Here is a 23,419-nt window from a genome sequence, read left to right on the forward strand (position 1 = left end):
GTTCCTAGAGGGTCAAAAAGTGATCTTTAAGATCTACCAATACTTTTTGGGTCTCACCATCAATCGCATCTGAAGTAAGTAAATCCTTAGCTACTTTTACCGCGTCGATTAATTCGTCTTTCTCTCTGAATACCTCTTCAAGTATCTTACAATTGGAAATCATGGACATTAAGATTACAATAGCCGGTGTTGGCTTCTGCCCTTTCTGTACTACTGCCTTCAAAGTATCTCTGATTTCCTGCTCAAACGCGTAATTCGCATTATCCATTCTTTCAGATACAGGAATCCATAAAAGCTTTGTAGACTCTACTTTCAATATACCGCGTTGAACCAACAACTCAATCATATCATCTTGAATAGACTCAAAACTAGGGGCAATTTTAGCAACCGTTTTAGAGACTGACTCTCCTCCACCGCCGACTGCCTTAAGTACGTTGTCCAATACCTTGTTTCCAGTACCTGTCGTATCCTTGACTACAATTTTATTTCCATCAAATCCAACCCTCTTAATCAAAGAAAGCTCCAAGATCAAAATGGACAATAGCCCGTGATCAATAGAGTGCTCAGCGGCTGATAGAAGTCTTCCTTCTTCATCATCCAGTGCAATCAACATTAACCCTTCTGCTAAACTTAATTTCATCTAACCGTATTTTATTTTCTACTAATTTGATTTCTAATGCTAACTTTTCAATATTTTATCTATGGTCAAACCTTGAACCAGGATAGAAAATACAACCACCGCATAGGTCGCTGCCAATATGATATCCTTATTAGGAATCTCATCTGACAATGAAAGCGCCAAAGCTACGGAAATTCCTCCTCTTAATCCTCCCCAAGTTAAGATTATGATGGTTTTATCTTCAAATTTCTTTCCCATCATTTCCATAATTTTGATAGGTATTGAGACACCAAGAAATCTTGCGAATAACACCACTACTATCGCGATAGGTGCAATCATCAAGAATTCCATCTTAAAATCTTGAGCGATAATAATTACTTCAAGACCGATCAGGATAAATAATATAGCATTCAAAGCTTCATCCAGGAGGTGCCAAAACTTGAATACATATTCACCGGTGGCATTGGCTAAATGCTCACTACGGCCCTCGTTACCAATAAACAGCCCCATAACCACCATACCTAATGGCCCGGATACGTGTAGCAATTCAGCCATTCTTCCACCTACCATTACCAGCGTTAATGTTACTAATACTTCTAACTCTACATGGTCGTTATCTATGTAATTGAGTAGTTTAAATCCCAAATACCCAAAGGCAGCTCCTAAAAGCAAGCCTCCTGCGACTTCCGTCAGAAACAAAATGGCCACGCTCATTGCTGTGACTTCCTCGCCTCCATGTGCTCCGTGTCCTCCACCTCCCATAGCTATACCAGAGATAGTAAGAAATATTACAACGCCTACACCGTCATTGAACAGAGATTCACCTGCTATTTTAATTTCAAGATTTTTGTCCAGCCCAAATTCCTTAGTGAGTGCCAGTACTGCAATAGGATCTGTAGGTGATATAAGCGCTCCAAAAAGTAAGCAATAGATCATCGGAACCTCTACCCCGATTAATGGAAAAGCATATGACATCAAGCCACCCACTATAAACGTAGACATCAATGTACCAAAGGTTGCCAATACAATAATGGGCATTCTTTCTTGTAAAAGTTTGCTCAAGTCAACAGACAATGCTCCTGCAAAAAGCAAGAAGTTTAGCATTACATTCAACAGTACTTCTTTGAAGTCGAATTCTTCAACTATGTGACTGGCACCGTTCATTACAGCTGGTACGGCAAACCCTAAAAGCACAATGCCAACAGAAGAAGCCAAGGCAATAGCCATAAGCCCAATAGTAGACGGTAATCGCAAATAGGTAATATTGATTAGTGTAAAGGCAGCTGCTAGGAAGATTAGTAATGTAATAAGGTCTAAAATACCCATTGGAGCGAAGTTTTAAGTTGAGTTACTAAAGCAATAATACTTTTGATTTTCTTCTAATAGTGCAATTATACTACTTGTTAAGAATATCACCAATATACAACAAATAAACTATCATCAGGAGGTGGTACAATCAATTTCTTTAATTCGAACGACACCGGCAAATCAGCCGACTGTTCAACTATGTTAAATCAGTCAATTCTTCATTATATTCAACAAATTGCGAGTGTACAGTACATTGATATCTCTCTTAATAAGAAGAAGATTTGGTCTCACCCATTTTTATTAAAAATATTTTAATGAATTTAGAGATTTTTAAAGATTCATCAAATTATCTGGCTATTCTTTATAAATATCAATGCAAATGAGGAGATATGGGAATATAAAAATAATTTTACCGCATAAACCCAGGGTGATTAATTAAGCTTTAATGCAGATTCGAAGGAAGAGCTAAATACAAGGATGACTGAAACCGATGCTAAAAATTTTGTAATTGATTTTGACAGTACATTCACCAGTGTGGAAGCATTGGATGTGCTAGGATCAATCTCGCTAAAAAATCACCCGGAAAAAATCAATCGACTAAGGAAAATTGCTGAAGTCACTGACCTGGCCATGAGTGGGAAGCTCTCGTTTAGGGAATCGCTGAATCAAAGACTTCAAATATTAGACGCTAAGGCAGAACACCTCCCCGTACTAATCACCATGCTTAAAAAGTTGGTTTCCAAATCTTTTAAGCGAAACAAGGTATTTCTAAAGACTCATGCTGATCACGTCTATATCCTTTCTAATGGGTTTAAAGAGTTCATCTTCCCTATCGTAGAGAAATATGGCATCAAAGAAGAAAATGTACATGCGAATACGTTTGTTTTTGATGAAGAGGGTAATATTATTGGGTTTGACGAAGACAACGTGTTATCTCAAAGCAAAGGTAAACCAGCCAAAATCGAAGCCTTGCAACTCCAGGGCGAAATACATGTCATCGGAGATGGCTACAATGATTATGAAATAAGAAAAGAAGGCAAAGCCAACAGGTTCTATGCCTTTACAGAAAATATATCACGTGAGGATGTGGTGAAAAACGCAGATCATATTGCCCCCTCATTAGATGAAATACTTTATCACAACAAAATGGAAGGCGCATTATCATATCCTAAAAATAGAATCAAAGTACTTCTCCTTGAGAATATTCATGAAAATGGAGCGAAAATAGTTCAGGAAGAAGGATATCAAGTGGAAATTTACCCATCTGGTATTGACGAGGAAGAGCTCTGTAGGAAAATCAAAGATGTATCGATTCTAGGCATTCGTTCCAAGACAATGATTACTAAAAAGGTACTTGAGCATGCAAATAGGCTCATGGCAATAGGAGCATTTTGCATAGGCACCAACCAAATAGATGTGACTGAATGCACCAAACGAGGCATATCTGTATTCAATGCTCCCTTTAGCAACACACGATCTGTCGTAGAACTGGCCATCAGCGAGATGATTCTTTTAATCAGAAACTTACCAGATAAGATTTTTGCTATGCATCAAGGCAAATGGGACAAGTCAGCTAACCGAAGTTTTGAGATAAGAGGAAAGAAACTTGGAATCATTGGATATGGCAATATTGGTAAGCAACTTTCAGTACTCGCGGAGGCTTTAGGTATGAATGTGTTCTATTATGATATTGATGAGCGCTTGGCATTGGGTAACGCAACAAAATGCAAATCATTAAAAGAATTACTCACAAAAGTAGATGTGGTCTCCTTGCATGTGGATGGTAGAAAAAGTAATACTAACATCATTGGTAAAAAAGAATTTGGATATATGAAGGACGGTGTTGTCTTTATGAATTTATCCAGGGGGCATGTAGTCGATATTCAAGAATTGAGGAAGAATATAGAAAGTGGTAAGATTATAGGTACAGCAGTAGATGTTTTCCCTGAAGAGCCGATGAGTAACGCCGATGAGTTTGTATCTGAACTCAGAGATCTTCCAAATGTGATTCTGACCCCTCATATTGGAGGCAGCACCCTTGAGGCGCAAGAAAACATAGCCGAGTTTGTACCCAACAAAATCATAGACTATGTGAATACCGGAACGACTACTAACAGCGTGAATTTTCCTAACCTCACATTGCCTATATTAAATGATGCACATCGATTCATTCATTTACACCATAATCAGCCAGGCGTACTCGCTAACATTACCAATACGCTGGCTAAACACGATATCAATGTACTGGGCCAATACCTCAAAACCAACGATACCGTTGGCTACGTGATTACAGACATTAACAAGGATTACAACAAGGAGGCCATCAGCGATTTAAGAAAGATAGATGGCACCATAAAATTCCGTGTACTTTACTAACAAAAAAAGTCTCCTGACTAAAGCAGGAGACTTTTTAATAAATCTCTGAATTTAAGGTTTAATTAAACCCATAAATGTAAGGATTTGAGCTATTCAAATGATTCAATCTTCCTCTGTTATCTCCGAAGAGTTGCGCAAGCGCAATGAGGCCCGATTTAGCCACCGAAATCACTCGGTCATTTTTATAACGTTAGTTTAATAAACATTCAAAAACCCAGAGATTTGTCCAACAAATGTATTCATTTTGCGTCGAATACCAGCAGGTGAGCCCAGGTTTATCTAATGATTAGTTTATTGAAAATAGTATGAAAAAAATATTCTTTACAGCAGGACCCTCAGAGTTGTATTTCACTGTAGAACAACATCTCAAAAATGCCATCAGGGATGGTATCGCTTCCATCAGCCATAGAGAAAAAGCTTACGTACGAATGCAGCAAGAAACCACAGAAGGTTTGAAGGCTTTGTTGCAGGTTCCGGACAACTACACCATTGGGTTCACATCATCGGCGACAGAGGTTTGGGATCGAATGTCAGAAAACCTGATTGACAAACATTCTTTACACCTTGTTAATGGTGCCTTTTCTGAGAAATTCTACAAGGCTGCAAGTGCATTAGGCAAAGAGGCGAAAGCGATTGTTGCCAAGCCTGGACAAAATCATGACCTGTCAAGCCTACAGGTAGACGATCGAACTGAGTTGATTAGTATCACACAAAACGAAACTAGCACTGGCGCGGCTATGCCCATAGAAGATATAACCACTTTTAGAGCAGCTCATCCAAAACCATTGCTGGCTATTGATGCGGTAAGCTCCTTACCTATTCCCGAATTTGACTTCAATCAGATGGATAGTTTATACTTCTCAGTGCAGAAGTCGTTCGGATTGCCTGCAGGTTTGGGAGTTTGGCTCTTCAACAATAGATGCGTAGAACGAGCCGAAGAGCTCAAATCAAATGGCAAATATCATGATTCATATAACAGCATCTTGAAGATAGCAAAGATGGCCGCCAAGCACCAAACGACCTGCACACCTAACGTACTCAATATATATCTTTTGGGAAAAGTGGTTCAGGACATGCTGAATAAGGGTATTGGACAAATCAGACAGGAAGCCAGATACAAAAGCGCATTACTCTATCAGTTATTTGAGTCACATCCGAAATTAAAAGCATTCGTGACAGATAAGAAGTATAGATCCATGACAGTCGGGGTAGCAGATGTAGAAAATGGGTCCGAAGCACTTATGAACAAGCTAGCTGAAAAAGGACTTATTATAGGCAATGGTTATGGTGAGTTCAAAAACAAGCATATTAGGATTGCTTCCTTTCCTACACACTCGAAGGAGCAAATGGAAATGCTTGTAGATGAGATAAATCAGTTAGATTTCTAATTTTTGATTTATCTTTTTGTATTAAATTGAAATTCTTTGGAATTAATAGACCCTGAATACGCAGAACCCAATGTATAAATTTGAAAAAATACTTGTAGCACTCGATCACACAGATCTGGATAAGGAGCTGATTTACGCCACATCTACAATCGCAAAACTAGCTGATACAAAGGTAGTTAAGTTTATCAATGTAATTAAAGATTTAAATGTCCCTGCTTCAATCAAGAAGGAGTTTCCTAATATTATTCAGGATGCATTAGAAGAGCGCAAAAAAGAAATTGAAAGGGAGATAGATCGCTACTATACACATGATAAGTCAAAGGTCCAGGTCGAAATCAAGTCGGGCCAACCTACTAAGGCAATATTAAAATATAGTGCCAGTAAAGAAGTTGATCTGATTATCGTAGGAAGGAAAAATGAAAAACAAGGTGGTGGTGTTATCATTCACAGGTTGGCCAGACGAGCCGCATGCTCACTATTGATTATCCCTAAAGGATTTAAGCGAAGAATAAGTAAAATATTGGTGCCGGTAGATTTCTCTGCCAACTCTCTGGATGCGGTAAATCAGACCATTGATCTGCTCAATATAGATCATTTTCCGAAGCCAAAATTCTACATACAGCACGTATATCAAGTACCTAGTGGATATCATTATACAGGTAAGTCATTCGAAGAATTTGCGGGAATCATGGAAGAGCATGCCAAAAAAGACTATGGTGCTTTTATGAAAAAGGCGGACCCTACTGACCTTACAATTGAACCTATATATACATTGGATCGACACGAAGATGTGATATCATCCATATATAAAACGGCCAAAAAAATCAAAGCCGGAGCGATTGTAATCGGTGCAAAAGGTATCACAGCTGCTGCCTCCTTATTTATTGGAAGCAGTGCGGAGAAGCTGGTACAGCTTCATACCGAAATCCCAATCTTAGTTGTAAGATCAAAAGACAAACAAAAAGGTCTAATTGATATCCTAAGAGGAATTTAGTGCTCGGTTAGTCTGGAGTCGTACCTCTTAGCCTGTCCAGAAAGCTATTGACTTGGCTGCACTCTTCATCAGAAAAGCTGTTGATTTGATTAAAAAGGGACTCTAACTGAACATCCAACTTTGCCAGTAGATCCAGTCCTTGCTGAGTTATGCATACATCCACTGCCCTTCTATCCCTATGGTTAGGCATTCTGGACACATAACCTTTCGAAACTAGTTTATCCACAATTCTGGAAACGTTCGACATTCGATCCAGCATTCTGTCTATGATCAAATTTACCGTACACACTTCGGGGTGCTGACCACGCAAAATTCTCAACACATTATACTGCGCTGTAGTCAGCCCATATGGCTTCAAAATTCGATGCTGTTGCTCGTCAAACCAGTTTCTTGTAAAAATCAGATTGACAATAGTCTTTTCGAATTCGGTTTTAAACTTCTTTTGCTTAATATCCTTATTTATACCCATGCGATATGTTTAGTCCCGAATGTATATAATGTATAAACACTAATATTAGACACTTAAATTTTCAACTGCAAAATACTACTCAATTATCTTTAATTAACTAACTTATCCGTCACAACAAGACTTTGATATTCATGACTTTGAAGAATGTAATTAAGTATTTGCCAAGAATAATAGCTGCTATCATTCTTCTGGAAACACTTCTTTTCAAATTTGGAATTGGAGGTGAGGCTTTTCTGAATGAGTCAAAATCTCTATTTACCAATCTCACCATCGCCATTTTTGGTCATGGTGATTTTGAAGCATTCTTTCGCGTTGGTACAGGTGTTCTTGAATTGGTTGCGTCCATCCTTCTTCTTTGGCCAAAACATGCCGGACTTGGTGCATTACTCGGGGTGTTTTTAATGATGGGAGCTATCATTTCACATATTTTCTTTATAGGAATTATCGTAGGAAACGACGGCGGACAACTAATGGTAATGGCACTCATCGTCCTCATGTGTTGTACCAAAGTTCTATTTGATGAAAAACAGCAAGTCCTTTCCTATATTGGAAAGTGATTTTTCTTATTTTACTATGAAGGAAGTGCTACCCATTTTATAGTCGTCAGTGTAGATTTCGAGGATGTACTTTCCCAAATCATAGTCACTGCCTTTATTGTACAAAAAGGTCATCTGTTGGCTATTTCTATCAAAAAGAATATCCTTCTTGACCGTGTAGAAGCTTTCCCTTCCATCGTACATAAATGTTCCAGATCCTGCAGCTACATCAAAAATCACGTTGCCATCCGGTCCGGTTATTTTTAGTAGTATGCCCTTGCCTTCAATCGGTGCTACTCTATTTTCTAATATTTCGAATTGTATATTCAAGTGGTCAATGTGCCTGTTCTTAAACGGAGATGGTCGTTCTTTTCCACTCGAACTAACCGCCAGAATTTGAACACGCTCTACTTTTAATTTTGAAGCTGTAGCTACTTTCTCTTCAAGTTGGGCCTTACTTTGATTTAGCCCTTTGATAGACTCGTTCAGCGTATTGGCCACTACCTTCAATTCTGTGTTCTCGCTCATCAATGAATCATTGAGCACCTTGAGTCTAGCTATTTCCACGTCTTGCGCTACCAATAACTCTTTGTATCCCTCCACTGTACTCTTCAGTTCATTGATTTGTTTGTATACTTTTTTTCTAAAGGATTTCTTCTCTTCTTCAAGTTGCATTTTTATTTGCAACAGCGTATCAATCTCTCCACCAAGTTGGGCAATTTTAAGAATTCTGGTGTCCAACTCATTGCTCATAGAATCGAGATCATTGTAGGCACGATCTAGCTGTTCCTGAGTTAATCTGTTCTGTTCGGCAAGTTCAGATGACTCAATAAACTTGTAGATCAAAGCTCCGCCAGCAGCAAGAAGTAGCATTACCAAAATGACGGTGACTATTTTTTTATTTTGAGTTTTTTCCGGAGGATTTCCGGGTTGAGATGTCGATGATTTATTTTCCATAGGTGAAAGTAATATGCTGCAAAAATAGAAGATAATTAGTGATAATCAATCTTACTTAACATGTTCTATTTTCTATTCGCTAGAAGCGCAGAATATAGTGTTTTTGTTCGCTTGGTCTATTTACAAATACTATTCCAATTTCATAATTTTCAACAAAAATACAAGTCTTGTTATCTTCAAGAATGCTGTTCCAAGCCCTATTCATATCCGGGGACCAATTGATGTCATCCAATATAATTACCCCTTCAGATGAAATTAAATCCATGCATTTTCTAAAGTATCGAATCGTAGCGTCTAATGTATGGTTTGCATCAATATATACTAAATCATATCTACGATGATCATTATCCAAAAAATGATCAATATCATCATTGATTTGATCAATATTGGAAGCTCCATGTGACTCAAAATGCAAGCGAGATAAAAGAGCGAGTTCTTGATTGCCTTCAACGGTTACCACTTCCTTCGTAGTATTTGCCTCACTTAAATATAGCGTATTGAGCCCGAGCGAAGTACCAAGCTCAAGTACCGTTTCTGCTTTTGTCCATTCAATAAGATTGACTAAAATTTCTGACTGTTTTGGAGTAGAAACACCAAATTTCGCAATACCACGGATTGATCCTCTCTGGCTAGTAGAAAGACTAGAACCAGAACCGTAAGTATTTGCAATGGTATGACGGCCTGCCAAAAGAGACTTCCTCAGTTCCTCAATAGTAGGACGGGTGATTTTATTCAGATTTGAAGGTGACAGAGCCTGTGTGTACAATTGAAATAAAAAAGGTGATTGCAAACTATGCTCGTCCAGAGCCAGAAGCCAATATCGTAAGTAACGATACACACGAAAAAAAAAGATTTTGAGGCTCAACCTAATCTAATCGATTAGTTGAATCGGTCTGGAACAACCATCACGAATTCAGGAATACGCACTTCAATAGTCTTCCCGTCAATAATTCGCTCAATAAGATAGGTGCCAATCATCTTGCCAACACCACTTTTCAGATTACACCCTGATACGTACACATGTTCTTGTCCAGGCTCAATAATAGGCTGCTGTCCTACTACACCCTCGCCCTCAATCTCTCGATCACTATAAGCGGCATCTTTGATATACCAATGACGGGATTTGAGCTGCACCGTATGTTCGCTTTGATTTTCGATGGTTACCTTGTAGGTGAAGACATAGTGGAACTGTCTGGGACTTGAATACTTAGGCTGGTATTCCGTCTCAACACTTACTTTTATGCCTTTTGTTATTTCTGTTACCATCAAAAATTAAGATTTCAATTACCAAATTGTGTGTGGATTGAGCGTACAAGTAAATCAATTTATTTTATTTTCGAAAATTATGGATGTAAAAATTGAGAAAAGCTGGAAAAGCAGACTTCAAGCAGAATTTGAAGCGGACTATTTTAAGAACCTGACAGTCTTTGTGAAGTCAGAGTATCAGAAGCATAAAGTATTTCCCCCGGCTAAAGATATTTTTAGTGCTTTTGAACTCAGCCCTTTTGATTTTACTCGTGTGGTCATTCTAGGACAGGACCCCTATCACGGTGTTGGTCAGGCGCATGGTTTGTGTTTTTCTGTGCAGTCTGGCACTCGTAAGCCACCTTCCCTGCAGAACATTTTCAAGGAGATCGAAGATGATTTGCAGATCACCCCACCTGCAGATGGTTGCCTGGACAGATGGGCAAAACAAGGTGTATTGCTCCTCAATGCTACTTTGACCGTAAGGGCACATCAAGCTGGATCTCATCAAAAGAAAGGATGGGAAGAATTCACTGACGCGGTCATCCGTGAACTTTCACATCAAAAAGAAAACCTAGTGTTCTTGTTGTGGGGTGCATATGCCCAGAAAAAAGGAGAATACATTGATCGCAAAAAGCATCTGGTTCTTAGTTCGCCACATCCATCTCCATTTGCGGCACACAAAGGATTTTTTGGCAACAAGCACTTTAGTCAGACTAACGCCTATCTAAAGGACAAAGGACTCGAAGAGATTAATTGGTAGTGTCAAATCAATCTATGCCGCTGAATAGTCTCGACCAACGGATTTTGTCGGTAAATCCACCATTAGGATCAATTGACAACCAAATGAAAGAGGCTTCTCCCACTACATGGTCTCCAGGAACAAATCCCCAGAACCTTGAATCTTCAGAATTGTGTCTATTGTCTCCCATCATGAAGTAATAGTTCTGCTGGAAGGTGTATGTTGCAGGTTTTTTACCATCTATGTACAATTCTGTTTCTTTGAGCTCAACATTATCCAGTCCTTCATAGTTTCTGATTGTGGAACCATACATGGCTATATTATCTTCTGTTAGGTCAATGGTCATTCCTTCTGCAGGAATAACCAGTGGTCCGAAAAAATCAGCATTCCATGGAAACCTCGAAGCGTTTGGGAAGATTCTTGGGTTTACAAAACCTTCAGGCTCTTTGTGTGGGATGACTTCTTCTATGAAGTCCAGGCTTTCAAATTTTTTGGCATCTTCAGGCCTAGCATGCATTTGATAGTATTCGTTGTTGTTCACACGGTTATAATCCCAAACGCCATTCCTCTTAAATACTCGATCGTTGATCACATTGCTACTTTTCAAGTAATAAGCAAATTGCATGTTTTCAGGATTTTCTCCTTCTTTCCCATTAATGAATACCTGTGAGTCTCTCACCTCAATCGTATCTCCGGCAATAGCGATACATCTTTTAATATAGTGAGTTTTAAGATCTGTAGGATGCTCAAATTCAGGTGGATAGTTAAATACAACCACGTCATTTCTTTCTACTTCACCAAAACCAGGGAATCGGTATTGAGGCAATTGAATGGCGTCTGTGTAGCTAGGAATATTGGTGAGCCAAATTTTGCCGTGTGTAAGGGGAAATTGAATTGGTGTTTTTGGTGTTCTCGGCCCGTAATTGATTTTGCTTACGAATAGATAATCTCCAACTAGTAGAGAATTCTCCATAGAAGGAGTCGGAATCGTAAAAGCCTCCATAAACGCCCAGCGTATCAACGTCGCTGCCACTACAGCGAAAACGATTGCATCTACCCATTCCTGTACAGGTCCCTTCTTTACTTCTTTCTTTTTCGGCTTAAAAAAATTCCAATTCATAGTTGACTTAATTTCCGCAAAGTTATGATTAAATATGATTCCTAAAAATTGAGTAAATCGTCCATAGTAAATACTCCCTTTTTGCCAGCAAGAAACTCAGCAGCTAACACGGCTCCCTGAGCAAATCCCTCTCTACTATGCGCTACATGGCTGATTTTTATGGTGTCTACTTCAGAATTGTAAATAACGTCGTGTGTGCCTGGTACATTGTCTATTCTCTCTGACAATATGGACAATTCTTTGGATTGTTCGGTGGGCCGATTTACCCAGGAAGTCTTAGATTTATTGTTAGCCATAAGGCCTTCTGCCAATGTGATAGCTGTTCCGCTGGGTGCATCCACCTTTTGGGTATGATGTATTTCTACCATCGAACTGTCGTAGCCTCTGCCATTCATCATTTTTGCCAGGTGCTCGTTGAGTTTAAAAAAAATGTTTACTCCCAAACTATAGTTGGACGCATAGAAAAAAGCTGTTTCATTTTGATTGCAATGTTCCACTACCTCTTCGTAGTGGTCAATCCATCCTGTACTGCCGGAAACAACAGGTACCTTGTTTCCCAGACAAGTTTTAATGTTCTGTAGAGCAGAGTCTGGAGTAGTAAATTCTATAACTACATCAGTGTTACTTGGACGTATTTCTCCAATTTCATCTATATTATCTATATTGATGATTTTTGATATTTCATGCCCCTTGTCGAGCAGTATTTTTTCAATGGCCTGTCCCATTTTGCCATAGCCTACCAATCCTACTTTCATTGATTGCTCTTTTTTTAATTATGGATAATTAGTGTCTGAGATCTTTGCTTTATTACTATTTGTTCAGTTTAAAAACCAAAGACATTCCTACATTTTGGGCAAAGTACTTTTCTCTTGGGTAATAAGTTGGATGCATGGCTAAATCATCGTTGATATCGAACTCGATCAAGTGTGCTGAAACATGCGCATCGACAATCTGAACGATATAATACACCACCCCCATAATCATCATAAAATCTCGGTTGCGTTTAAATTTTTCAGCATTTACTTGAAGCGCTTGCTCAGAAAATTGTGGAAATGGGTTTATAGTGAGATCATCTCCATCGGTTTCCGCGATATATGCATTTCGAAAGGCATTGTAGAAGTCATTGTTATATTTGATAAAATGACCTATTACGATGGCTCCACCATAGACGATGGGTAGCTTCCAATATTGTTTATTGTACATTTGACCCAAGCCAGGAAAAACAGCGGCGTAAAGGGCTGCTTTTTCGGGATCTAGTTTTGACTTACTTTGAAAGGTTTCAATTCCAGATAAATCGGTTGAAATTACTGTACTGTCAGAATGATTACGAATAATAGTCTCGGTTTGAGCCAAGGCGGATGTTGAGATGATTAGACCTCCTAAGACTACAAGTATCGATGATTTCACTTCTTATTTAAGCGTCAATTATTTCCAAAATACGATTCAATTCTGAAACGGAAGTGAAAGGTATTTTGATTTCTCCTTTGTTATTATCTTTCGAGGCAATCATGATTTTTGTCCCGAAATGCGAAGATAACTTGTCTTGAACACTTAATATCTCTTTATTCTCTTCTTTTTCTTCTTCTTTGATCTGCGGCTCATCAGGAAAAGAAGCTTGCTTTACCAGTGCTTCCACCTTTCTTACAGAGAGATCTTCATTGAGAATTCTCTTTAGCAAGTCAAGTTGAGACGAGGTATTTTCTACATTGACAAGTGCTCGTGCGTGCCCCATAGATATTCTACCATCTCGTACCGCTGCCTGTATGTCTGGTGGCAATTTTAATAATCTGAGATAGTTATTAACTGTCGACCTCTTCTTTCCTACTCGATCTCCAAGCTCTTCTTGCTTTAGGTCACATTCAGAAAGTAGTCTCTGATAACTCAATGCTACTTCCATAGCATTTAGATCCTGGCGCTGAATATTCTCAATAAGCGCCATTTCCAACATTTGTTGGTCATCAGCTGTTCTGATATAGGCTGGCACTTTCTCCAAGCCTGCAAGTTTGCTTGCCTGAAATCTTCTCTCCCCAGAAATAAGTTGAAAGGAGTTGTTGTTAAGTTTTCTAACTGTGATAGGCTGGATGATTCCCTGAACTTTTATAGACTCAGAGAGCTCCTGTAACGCCTCTTGATCAAAATCTGTCCTTGGTTGAAATGGATTGACTTCTATTTGATCAAGGCTGATCTCAGAAATACTTCCTGCCGATGCACTTCTCTCGCGAAGTGGTTTTTTAGCCAATACCTTTTCTGCTCCTGCACCATCATCATTAAGCAGAGCACCTAATCCTCTACCAAGAGCATTCCTCCTATTTCCTTTCTTTTGGCTCATCTAAACTATCTTTTACTATTAGGCCATCTCGGCCAATTGTTCGTTGTTGGCTACAATCTCGTTGGCCAGATTCAAATAACTAATGGCTCCTTTACTCTCTGCATCATGTGAGATCGCAGGCAGACCAAAGCTCGGAGATTCACTCAACTTTATGTTTCTTGGTATGAGTGTATCGAACACCATTGACTTGAAGTGAGTAGTCACTTCTTCTACCACCTGATTTGACAATCTTAATCTCATGTCGTACATGGTAAGTAGAATACCTTCAATCTCAAGATCAGGATTTAACCTTGACTGAATGATTTTGATCGTATTCAATAGCTTACCCAATCCCTCCAAAGCGAAATATTCGCATTGCACTGGAATGATCACCGAATCTGAAGCTGTTAGCGCATTGACCGTGATCAGACCTAAAGACGGCGAGCAATCAATAATAATAAAGTCATAATCCTCTCTAATAGCTTCCAATGCGGTACGCATTTTCATTTCTCGCTCATCGTAGCTGACAAGTTCTACCTCTGCTCCTACCAGGTCGATATGAGAAGGAAGTAGATCCAAATAGTCAATATCAGATTTAATGATACACTCATATGGGTCGATGGCATCCACCATGCACTCATATATTCCTGCTTTTATTTGTTTTGGGTCTTCTCCAATGCCTGACGTAGAATTGGCTTGCGGGTCAGCGTCTACCAGCAGGGTCTTATATTCCAGCGCTGCCAAACTTGCTGCCAGATTAATAGATGTGGTAGTTTTACCTACACCACCTTTTTGATTTGCAATTGAGATGATCTTACCCATAAAGCTCGTTGTCAGATTAAATGAAAATTGTCAATAAGTCGATACTTGCACATGATCGACATTCGCAAATATAATTTTCGTTTCCACATTTATTCTATTTGTGAATGGAAACTTCTCCACATTGAAATGTTGATAAATTCCTAAATGCCTGAAAACAAAAAAGTCCCGCTAAAAACGGGACTTTAAATTTACTTCTTTTTCTTTCCTTTTTTTCGCTGATCCTCGCCTGCCTTCATGGCTTCCTCGAGTTTGAGCTGGAATTTAGATTTTTTCTTATTTGCATTCTTTTTGCGATTCTCCTCCATTACTTTCAGAATTTTGTCTTCATCAACAAATTTTCTGAATAGAGCCATTTGTCCAAAAGACACAATGTTCGATACGAAGTAGTAGAACGTCAATCCTGCTGAGAAACTATTGAGGAAAAACAAGAACATAATAGGCATCATGTACTGCATAGTCTTCATCGGTCCCTGCATTTGCGAGTTCATCTGACTGTTGGACCAGGTATAAAGAATCGTGGATGCGGTCATCAATAGGGTGAACAAACTGACATGATCTCCATAGAATGGAATTTCAAATGGTAGGTTCAACACATTATCATAGGTGGATAAATCCTTCGCCCAAAGAAATGCTTGCTGCCTTAGCTCTATCGAGTTAGGGAAAAAATTGAACATCGCTAATAGGAATGGAAATTGGAGCAGAACCGGAATACAGCCACTCAGTGGATTAATCCCTGCTTTGCTATATAGCTCCATGGTCTCCTTCTGAGACTTTTGCATGTCTCCTTCGTGTTTCTCCTTGATGGCGTCCATTTCAGGCTTTAGCACCTTCATTTTAGCCATCGACATGTGTGACTTGTAAGTCAATGGCGCTAAAATCAATCTGATCACAAAAACCAGAATAATGATGATCACACCATAGTTGGAGATGAAATTTTCTAACAGGTTGAATATAGGAATAATCAGAAACTTGTTGACCAGACGGAAGATAAACCATCCGAGGTCTACATTTTGTTCGAACCCATCGACCACCTTCTTCTGAACAGTATAATCATTTGGTCCAAAGTAGTACTGAAATTTACCTTTACCGGTTTTCAAATCTCCTATTGGTAAGCTCAATACTGCTGTTCCTGATTTTACAGTTGAGCTATCCGAAGTATCAACATACGTACTCAAGGTGGCTTTGCTCATCTGGTTGTCAGCGATCAATGCACTGGCAAAGAAACGTTGTTTGAAAGCGAACCACTTCAATCCTTGCTCTATCGTCTCAGATTCTGTACCTTCTCCTACACCCAGGTCATCAAAATCACCACCAGTGGGCTGATAATTGATCGTCGTTTTCGCCCTTGACTCCTTGAGGGTATGCTCCACATTCTTCATGTGGTCTACCCAGGTTAACTGCGCATCTTGATTGTCTATGATGCCATCCATGCCTATCAGGTTGATTTCATATCTTAACTGAAATCCAGTGCCACCCAGTTTATACTTGTGCTCTATGTACCTGCCTCCGTCTATGGCTATCTTGAAGCTCAAACTGAGTGAATCTGTACCAGATACTTCCAATCTCGAGTAATCAGGCGTATAATAAAGCTCTGATACATTGACAGGCTTATAGTTGCTAATTAAAACCAAATCTGATTGGCTACTATTTCGGTCAATGAGTACGAGTGGCTCCTTGTCATATGTCAGATAGTCTTTGAGTTCTACTCGTTTCACGACGCCTCCTCTGCTAGAGAGCGTGATTTTGACTGACTCATTTTCGATATTAATTTCTTTGGCTTCCCCGCTGGCATAAGGTGCAAAAATTCCATATCGATCTTGATGAATCGCTGTGGTCAGCGAATCATTTACTATTGCTGCTGATGGCATGCCAGGATTTTCTTGCGCTGCTGGTGAGGCCACTGTGGTTTCCGTCGCAGCTTGTTCGACAGGCTCCTGGGGAATTTCATCAGCGAAGAATTGAAAATAAATGGTCATTAATGCAAGCATTAAGACCAATCCTGTGATCTGATTTTTATCCATTTAATTAAATATTTTTTTCTGATAAGTTGTCTTTCTTGTAGGCCAAAGCTGCTTTCACAAATTTGACAAATAGCGGATGTGGATTGAGTACTGTACTCTTAAGTTCGGGATGAAACTGAACACCAAGAAACCACCTGTGGTCTTTGAGCTCAATGATTTCAACCAGATTGGTCTTTGGGTTTCTACCTGAAGCAATCATCCCATTCTCTTCAAAATCTTTGAGATAGGCATTGTTAAATTCATATCTGTGTCTGTGACGTTCTTGAATTTTGGTGTGTCCATACACATTATATGCTTTAGTACCTTTTTTGATTTGGCAATCATATGCGCCCAATCTCATAGTACCTCCCATTTCTGTAATATTCTTCTGATCCTCCATGATGTCTATCACCGGATGTTTCAGTTTCTCAGCCATCTCTTTGGAATTGGCATCTTTTAGCATCAATACGTTTCTTGCGAATTCTATACTTGCACACTGCATACCGAGACATATACCGAAGAAAGGTATATTTTGTTCTCTGGCTATCCGAATGGATTCGATTTTACCTTCTATACCTCGCTCGCCAAATCCTGGAGCTACGAGCAGTCCATCTACTCCTTCCAACTGCCTGGCTGCGTTGTCAGACGTAATATCTTCTGACGACAACCATTTGACTTTCACTTTACATTCGTTTTCTGCACCTGCATGAACAAACGCTTCGGATATAGATTTGTAAGCGTCCTGGAGCTCTACATATTTACCCACAACCGTAATGTTGACTTCTGCTATGGGGTTTTTAAGTTTTCCCAAGAAGGTTTTCCAGTGCTCAAGTCCTGGCTCTTTTTTATATGAGAAACGCATTCTGGACAATACTCGCTCGTCCAACTTTTCTTTTCTCATTAATAATGGCACATCATATATGGTCTCAGCATCTTGTGCTTCGATCACGCAATTCACGGGCACATTGCAAAACAGAGCGATTTTCTTCCTCAAATCCATACTGAGCTTGTGCTCACTTCTGCATACCAAGATATCAGGTTGAACCCCTGCCTCTAGTAGCTGTTTTACCGAGTGTTGAGTCGGTTTGGTTTTAAGTTCGCCAGCAGCTTTTAGATAAGGCACTAAAGTGAGGTGAATATTGATAGCTTGAGTCGGGCCCAATTCAAATCTTGCCTGACGCATGGCCTCAATAAACGGCAAGGATTCAATATCACCTACACAACCACCAACCTCTGTGATTACAAAATCATATTTTTCTGTCTTACCTAAACGGTAAATACTTTCTTTTATCTCGTCTGTAATGTGCGGTACAACCTGAACAGTTTTACCCAGAAATTCACCTTCCCGTTCTTTCTTTATGACGTTATAATAGATTCTACCTGTGGTTACGTTATTAGCTTGTGAAGTAGGTTCGTTTAAGAATCTTTCGTAGTGACCTAAATCCAGATCTGTTTCAGCGCCGTCGTCTGTGACATAACATTCGCCATGTTCATAAGGGTTGAGTGTGCCTGGATCTACATTGATGTAGGGGTCCAATTTTTGAATAGTTACCGAGAAACCTCTGGCTTGCAATAACTTACCTAAAGATGCTGAAATAATTCCTTTACCAAGAGAAGAGGTAACCCCGCCCGTAACGAAAATGTATTTTGTTGATGTCATTTGATGTGTACTTGGAACCTTTTGTTACGGGGCTCAAAGTTATGTCATTAGTATCAATAATCTGAGGACAGGCTTGATAATATTTTGAGAATCTCTGCAAAAGGTAGAAGTTTGATTTCAGGATAGCATCTTGCATCCAAAGTCAGCTCAGATTCAAATGTCAATGGCGTATTTATGTATTTTACTTCTACTTAAAATTAGATAAATGATGTACTTAGACTGGGTTTTGAGTTGAATAACAAAAAAATAATATATTAATGATTAAACCATTGTAGTGTCAGAGCATCTAAGCACCAAATATTACTACTTTGACTGACCAGGATTTATTAGAAAAACTCAGTAGAGAGGAGAGTCGAAATCACGGCTTCAACTTACTGGTACGAGAGTATCAGGAGAGGATCTATTGGCATATTCGCAAAATGGTGGTGGATCATGACGATTCGGACGACCTGGTACAGGAGGTTTTTGTGAAGGTTTGGAAGAATCTTGATAAGTTCAGGGAGGACTCTAGTCTCTATACATGGATATATAGAATAGCAACAAATGAATGCCTGAGTTTTCTAAAAAAGAAAAGGAATAAATTCTTTCTGCCTATTAATGATGTTGCTGGTGAGCTTTCAGAAAAGTTGGATCATGGGTCTCACATTACAGGAGACGAGATTCAGCTGAAACTACAAAAAGCGCTACTAAAATTGCCTGACAAACAAAGACTCGTATTTAATATGAAATATTTTGAAGAAATGAAATTCAGTGAGATATCAGAAATAACAAAGACCAGCGTAGGAGCCCTAAAGGCGAGCTATCACCTGGCGGTAAAAAAAATAGAACATAATATTCAACTGGATTAAACCCTGGGCCTGAAATAGGGTCTAACACTCAGATGCTAAGATTATGAAAAATAAGAAATTTGATCTTGAAGACATAAGAAAAGAGAACATACATCAGGTACCTGAGGGCTATTTTGATGAACTTCCCTTGAAAATTCAATCGAGAATAGCTGTGGAGCAAGAGGTCTCTTCTCCCCTATTTATACCAAGAATGCAATTGACTCATGTTCTGACTGCTGCTATAGTAATTTTTGTACTTGGATGGTTGTTTTATCCTATGGGTCAAGGTGATCTGAGCATAGACCAAAGTTTGGCAGAAATAGACTCTGCCGATCTGATCGAGTATTTATTTGAAGAAAATGTAAGTACTGAAGACATCCTTGCGGTGGTTGACCAGGAATATCTCCTGGATGAAATAGGAGGATTTGAGCCCGAGCTTTTCGATGAGAGTTTATCGGAAGAAGAGTTGGAATCAATCTTCTCTGAAATGGATGACTCAATAGAATTTTTGTAAACTGCGTATTTAAAGTAAAGAGCCATGAATATATTTGTCATAATGAAAAAACTAATACTTGTGACCTTGTTGATGGGCATGGGCTGGGCAGGTATTGCTCAAAACAATGAGGCCAGACAAAAAATAGAATCAGCGAAAATCGCATTGATCAGCGAGAGGTTAGGGTTGACTCCTGAAGTAGCTCAGGAATTTTGGCCGATTTACAACGAGTATAGCAGTAAACGGCGCGAGAATCAAAGAGAGTTTAGTCAGGCTAGAAAAAATTTCAATGCGGAAACGGCTTCCGAACTGGAGACTAAAGACTTGCTGGAATTGGGACGCAAGGTGAAAGAAAGGCAGCTCAATCTAGAAAAGGAGTATTCTGACCGCATGCTAAAAGTACTCGATTCTAAACAGCTGATGTCCTTGCAGAATGCTGAAAGAGATTTTAAGAAAATGCTACTTAACAGACTCGATCAACGAAGACAACAACAAAATAGCACCAATGAGCAAATAAGAAGACAAAACAATGAACGTCTGAGAAACAAACGAAACAATTAGCCCCTCGCCTTTGCGCCTTACGACTTTAACCATATTATGCTTTTTATTGACCCTACTTTTTCTAGCACCTATTGGTGCCAGCGGACAAGATACGTTGCAAGATGAGTTGGATGCTCTCAATGCCGAATTGGATTCAATCTTTGCTAACGAGGCCGATTCTGCCTCCCTGTTCTCACTCATCGATGAGCTACTAAAACCGCAGCCTCGACAGTCCGAAGTTCAGTTTAGAATAGGCTACTCGAGTAGAGTCACTTCTGCCGGTAGAGATTTTGGACTTGATCAACAGGGCCTGACACCTGGAATTAGTCTGTACCATCACTCGGGCATCTATGTTGATGCCTCTGGTTTTTGGAATAGTGAACTGGACCCAAAATACAACCTTACAGTCATGACGTTGGGTTATCTCGGCCGAATCAAAAACAAAACCACATTCGGTCTATCGTATGATCATTCATTTTTTACGGATAAAGATGAAAGTCAGACACTAACTAACTCGTTGAGTGGATCTCTCACCCAAGATTTTAAATTTCTGTATTCTGGACTTGACTATTCTTATTCATTCGGTAGTGAAAGTGCCCATCGGGTGATATGGAATATCACAGGGAATCTAAGTATGACTGGTTTTGGTCCTATCAAACGAATTACCTTCCTTCCCTCCTTTGCGATTTTGTTCGGAAATCAAAATATCACTACCCAATACACACGAACAAGTCATGTGACACGATTTCAAAATACTAGCGATCGCGAAATGTTGTTATTTTCCAATCGTTTACAAAACGCTGGTTTCGAGAATACGACAGCCAGATTTCTGATCAGGCTTAGAGACGCTTTGAACAATGATGAACCACTGACTGATATTCAGTCAACCGCGTATGAGCTTTTGTTTTTGACGTCAGATAGTGAGAATAATTTTTCTCTGATGAACTACTCCATTTCAGTTCCTGTCATGTTTGAAACAAAGAGTGTCAACTTCTTTATGAGCTACAACTATAACATCCCTCAGAATCAGGAAGGAGCCGAATATGTATTCGAATCAAATGGCTATTTTGGATTCACGGCGACCTATAATCTACCTATCAAGAGTAGGTAAATGATCTGTTGAACGAATTTTCAAACCTATTAAACAGTTATACTTATACGGGAACCTCATTTTGCTTTTTTAGATCATTCAGGATAAGACTGGCTGCACCTATAATCGGTGTGTGCGTACTGTTTAGTTCGGAAGGAAGAATCTTTATTTTATTCTTATATATACTGAGGAGGTTTTTTTCGAAGTGTTTTATTGTCGGATCGAAAATCAAATTTCCTGCTTTAGCTAAGCCACCCATGATAAATATGGCCTCTGGACTGGTATGCGCAACGGCATCAGCTAACTTAGCTCCGAGCACCTTTCCGGTGAGAGCAAAGGCCTCCTGTGCCACTTTATCTCCTTTACGAGCGGCATCAGCCACCATTTTAGTATTCAGTTCGTCAAAGCTGCACCTTTTCAGCACGCTATCCATATGATGATCTGCAAGCAATTTATAAACGGTTCTTTTCAATCCTGTGGCTGAAACGTAAGTTTCAAGGCAGCCCTTTTTGCCACATTTGCAGAGACGACCACCTCCTATTTTGTAAGCGATATGGCCAAGTTCTCCAGCGTGGCCATCATGACCCTGTATCAACATCCCGTTGGACACAAAACCAGAACCTAGTCCGGTACCTAATGTGATAGCCAGGAAATCATCCATTCCCTGTGCACCACCAAACATCATTTCACCCATGGCAGCAGCATTGGCGTCATTGGTGAGTTTGACGGGTACATTAAATTTGCTCTCAAGCATATCGGCTAAGGCTATTTCTCCGGACCATGGTAAATTTGGTGCATCCTCTATTACACCCTTTTTGTAGTTTGCATTGGGAGCTCCTACTCCTATTCCCAGGATTTGAACCGGTTTGTCAAGATTTTCTATTTCTGATTTGATAGTATCGACCAACTCATCAAGGTATCCATTGATATCTGGATTCTCAGTAGCCATACTGTCGTGCATCACCACTTTACCCTCTGTATCTACCAGTCCAAATTTTGTACTGGTTCCTCCTATGTCTATTCCAACTATTAACTCAAGCATTATTTAGCAGTGAAATGTTTATTAATATGATATTGTACCAACTGTTCTATCGGCTCTTTGATAATCTTTCCCAATTCAATGTTTTTTTCCACTAAAATTTCTCTCAGGATATCTTCGAAAAAGAATGGGATAGAGCCTACAAAATGAACTGTATATTTGTTGTAATCTGGAAAACACTCCAGATAGATTTCTATATATTTTCTAATACCATCCTTCAGTATTGTTCTAAAAAAAGGATGATCCTTATATTTATGAATAAACGTCGCAAATGATGCCAAATAGACATTAGCAAAAGGCTTCATGTATACGTTTTGTAAAATATCGTCTTTCGTAATATTATAGGTTTGCTCAAAATCAATAGCGATCTCATCAGGTAACTGTTTGCGTAAAAAGCTCTGCAACAATATCTTACCAAAGTATGCACCGCTGCCTTCATCACCCAATACATAGTCGATACCAGGTACTTCTTGCCGTACTATATCGCCATCGAAAAAGCAAGAATTGGCCCCAGCCCCCATCAAACAAGTAAAATTGGGCGTGCCTTCATAGGTTGCAAAAGCGGCAGCTACAATGTCGTGATTCACGTAGATATGAGACTTTACGAAAACTTTGGATAACGCTCTATGAACAAGGTTTTGAAGTTTTTTGCTTGAGCAGCCACTGCCATAGAAAAAAACAACTTCTATATCATCGATATATGCTAATAACTCACCCATGGAGCGAAGAGAAACTTCAATAATATCTTCTGTATGAAAATATGGATTGATACCACTAGAGCTTAGTGTCAGGACCTTTTTATTGTCCTGAATGAGTTCCCAGTCGCATTTCGATGATCCACTTGTACCAATAAGTATCATAAATACAATCGCTTAGCTTGAGGTTC

General features: G+C 39.3%; 24 protein-coding genes. 9 read left to right on the forward strand and 15 right to left on the reverse strand.

Annotated elements, in window-relative coordinates; translation table 11 throughout:
* Window positions 1-4 precede the first annotated feature (4 nt).
* On the reverse strand, window positions 5-640 hold the full coding sequence (locus ABJF11_RS14560; protein ID WP_348120621.1) for a GPP34 family phosphoprotein: 636 nt from the start codon (window positions 638-640) through the stop codon (window positions 5-7).
* 39 nt (window positions 641-679) lie between these two features.
* Entirely contained in the window at window positions 680-1,945 is a 1,266-nt protein-coding gene (locus ABJF11_RS14565) for a sodium:proton antiporter (protein ID WP_348120622.1), read from the reverse strand.
* Between the two features lie 459 nt (window positions 1,946-2,404).
* Between ABJF11_RS14565 and serA the strand changes: the two genes are divergently transcribed.
* The 3 genes from serA to ABJF11_RS14580 all read left to right on the forward strand — a co-directional run bounded on the left by serA (window position 2,405) and on the right by ABJF11_RS14580 (window position 6,685).
* Window positions 2,405-4,303: a phosphoglycerate dehydrogenase gene (serA, locus tag ABJF11_RS14570; RefSeq protein ID WP_348120624.1), complete on the forward strand. Its 1,899-nt coding sequence runs from the start codon at window positions 2,405-2,407 to the stop codon at window positions 4,301-4,303.
* 305 nt (window positions 4,304-4,608) lie between these two features.
* Window positions 4,609-5,691 carry an aminotransferase class V-fold PLP-dependent enzyme gene (locus ABJF11_RS14575; RefSeq protein WP_348120625.1) on the forward strand — a complete coding sequence of 361 codons (1,083 nt, stop codon included), beginning with the start codon at window positions 4,609-4,611 and terminating at the stop codon, window positions 5,689-5,691.
* A gap of 70 nt (window positions 5,692-5,761) precedes the next feature.
* On the forward strand, window positions 5,762-6,685 hold the full coding sequence (locus tag ABJF11_RS14580) for a universal stress protein (RefSeq protein ID WP_348120626.1): 924 nt from the start codon (window positions 5,762-5,764) through the stop codon (window positions 6,683-6,685).
* Window positions 6,686-6,692: 7 nt separating this feature from the next.
* On the opposite strand, the gene ABJF11_RS14585 is transcribed toward ABJF11_RS14580, so the two are convergent.
* A complete protein-coding gene (locus ABJF11_RS14585; RefSeq protein WP_348120627.1) occupies window positions 6,693-7,154 on the reverse strand; it encodes a MarR family transcriptional regulator in 462 nt (153 codons plus the stop codon).
* Window positions 7,155-7,285: 131 nt separating this feature from the next.
* On the opposite strand from ABJF11_RS14585, the gene ABJF11_RS14590 reads away from it, so the two are divergent.
* The gene (locus tag ABJF11_RS14590) at window positions 7,286-7,711 is read left to right on the forward strand and encodes a DoxX family protein (protein ID WP_348120629.1); all 426 of its coding nucleotides are present in this window, start codon (window positions 7,286-7,288) and stop codon (window positions 7,709-7,711) included.
* A gap of 6 nt (window positions 7,712-7,717) precedes the next feature.
* Here ABJF11_RS14590 and ABJF11_RS14595 read toward each other — a convergent pair whose 3' ends face one another.
* The 3 genes from ABJF11_RS14595 to apaG all read right to left on the reverse strand — a co-directional run bounded on the left by ABJF11_RS14595 (window position 7,718) and on the right by apaG (window position 9,913).
* Window positions 7,718-8,647 (reverse strand): chromosome segregation protein SMC, encoded by a 930-nt coding sequence (locus ABJF11_RS14595; protein ID WP_348120630.1) that lies wholly within the window; start codon window positions 8,645-8,647, stop codon window positions 7,718-7,720.
* 79 nt (window positions 8,648-8,726) lie between these two features.
* Window positions 8,727-9,512: a class I SAM-dependent methyltransferase gene (locus ABJF11_RS14600; protein ID WP_348120631.1), complete on the reverse strand. Its 786-nt coding sequence runs from the start codon at window positions 9,510-9,512 to the stop codon at window positions 8,727-8,729.
* Window positions 9,513-9,526: 14 nt separating this feature from the next.
* On the reverse strand, window positions 9,527-9,913 hold the full coding sequence (gene apaG / locus ABJF11_RS14605; RefSeq protein ID WP_348120994.1) for a Co2+/Mg2+ efflux protein ApaG: 387 nt from the start codon (window positions 9,911-9,913) through the stop codon (window positions 9,527-9,529).
* A gap of 79 nt (window positions 9,914-9,992) precedes the next feature.
* Here apaG and ung point away from each other — a divergent pair, with 79 nt between their 5' ends.
* Window positions 9,993-10,655: a uracil-DNA glycosylase gene (gene ung / locus ABJF11_RS14610; protein WP_348120632.1), complete on the forward strand. Its 663-nt coding sequence runs from the start codon at window positions 9,993-9,995 to the stop codon at window positions 10,653-10,655.
* 7 nt (window positions 10,656-10,662) lie between these two features.
* Here ung and lepB read toward each other — a convergent pair whose 3' ends face one another.
* The 7 genes from lepB to ABJF11_RS14645 form a co-directional block, all read right to left on the reverse strand.
* Entirely contained in the window at window positions 10,663-11,754 is a 1,092-nt protein-coding gene (gene lepB, locus ABJF11_RS14615; RefSeq protein ID WP_348120633.1) for a signal peptidase I, read from the reverse strand.
* Window positions 11,755-11,795: 41 nt separating this feature from the next.
* On the reverse strand, window positions 11,796-12,509 hold the full coding sequence (gene dapB, locus ABJF11_RS14620) for a 4-hydroxy-tetrahydrodipicolinate reductase (protein WP_348120634.1): 714 nt from the start codon (window positions 12,507-12,509) through the stop codon (window positions 11,796-11,798).
* 55 nt (window positions 12,510-12,564) lie between these two features.
* Complete coding sequence (locus ABJF11_RS14625; protein WP_348120635.1) at window positions 12,565-13,161, reverse strand: DUF5683 domain-containing protein; 597 nt, start codon at window positions 13,159-13,161, stop codon at window positions 12,565-12,567.
* Window positions 13,162-13,168: 7 nt separating this feature from the next.
* A complete protein-coding gene (locus ABJF11_RS14630) occupies window positions 13,169-14,083 on the reverse strand; it encodes a ParB/RepB/Spo0J family partition protein (protein WP_348120636.1) in 915 nt (304 codons plus the stop codon).
* 18 nt (window positions 14,084-14,101) lie between these two features.
* Window positions 14,102-14,884 (reverse strand): AAA family ATPase, encoded by a 783-nt coding sequence (locus tag ABJF11_RS14635; RefSeq protein WP_348120638.1) that lies wholly within the window; start codon window positions 14,882-14,884, stop codon window positions 14,102-14,104.
* Between the two features lie 188 nt (window positions 14,885-15,072).
* Window positions 15,073-16,905 carry a membrane protein insertase YidC gene (yidC, locus tag ABJF11_RS14640; protein WP_348120640.1) on the reverse strand — a complete coding sequence of 611 codons (1,833 nt, stop codon included), beginning with the start codon at window positions 16,903-16,905 and terminating at the stop codon, window positions 15,073-15,075.
* Window positions 16,906-16,909: 4 nt separating this feature from the next.
* Entirely contained in the window at window positions 16,910-18,544 is a 1,635-nt protein-coding gene (locus ABJF11_RS14645) for a CTP synthase (protein ID WP_348120642.1), read from the reverse strand.
* Window positions 18,545-18,852: 308 nt separating this feature from the next.
* Between ABJF11_RS14645 and ABJF11_RS14650 the strand changes: the two genes are divergently transcribed.
* From ABJF11_RS14650 to ABJF11_RS14665, 4 genes are read left to right on the forward strand one after another with little or no spacing between them, the layout of a single operon-like run.
* Window positions 18,853-19,392, forward strand: a complete 540-nt coding sequence (locus tag ABJF11_RS14650) for a sigma-70 family RNA polymerase sigma factor (RefSeq protein ID WP_348120644.1) — start codon at window positions 18,853-18,855, stop codon at window positions 19,390-19,392.
* 43 nt (window positions 19,393-19,435) lie between these two features.
* Entirely contained in the window at window positions 19,436-19,885 is a 450-nt protein-coding gene (locus tag ABJF11_RS14655; RefSeq protein ID WP_348120645.1) for a hypothetical protein, read from the forward strand.
* Between the two features lie 42 nt (window positions 19,886-19,927).
* Entirely contained in the window at window positions 19,928-20,425 is a 498-nt protein-coding gene (locus ABJF11_RS14660; RefSeq protein ID WP_348120646.1) for a hypothetical protein, read from the forward strand.
* Between the two features lie 46 nt (window positions 20,426-20,471).
* Window positions 20,472-21,515 carry a hypothetical protein gene (locus tag ABJF11_RS14665; protein WP_348120647.1) on the forward strand — a complete coding sequence of 348 codons (1,044 nt, stop codon included), beginning with the start codon at window positions 20,472-20,474 and terminating at the stop codon, window positions 21,513-21,515.
* Window positions 21,516-21,558: 43 nt separating this feature from the next.
* Here the strand turns inward: ABJF11_RS14665 and ABJF11_RS14670 are convergent, their stop codons facing one another.
* Entirely contained in the window at window positions 21,559-22,536 is a 978-nt protein-coding gene (locus tag ABJF11_RS14670; protein WP_348120648.1) for an ROK family protein, read from the reverse strand.
* Window positions 22,536-23,393 carry a hypothetical protein gene (locus ABJF11_RS14675; RefSeq protein ID WP_348120650.1) on the reverse strand — a complete coding sequence of 286 codons (858 nt, stop codon included), beginning with the start codon at window positions 23,391-23,393 and terminating at the stop codon, window positions 22,536-22,538. The genes ABJF11_RS14670 and ABJF11_RS14675 overlap by 1 nt, the downstream gene beginning before the upstream one ends.
* Window positions 23,394-23,419 lie beyond the last annotated feature (26 nt).

Source organism: Reichenbachiella sp. (assembly GCF_039941815.1).
In the GTDB taxonomy this organism is placed as follows: domain Bacteria; phylum Bacteroidota; class Bacteroidia; order Cytophagales; family Cyclobacteriaceae; genus Reichenbachiella.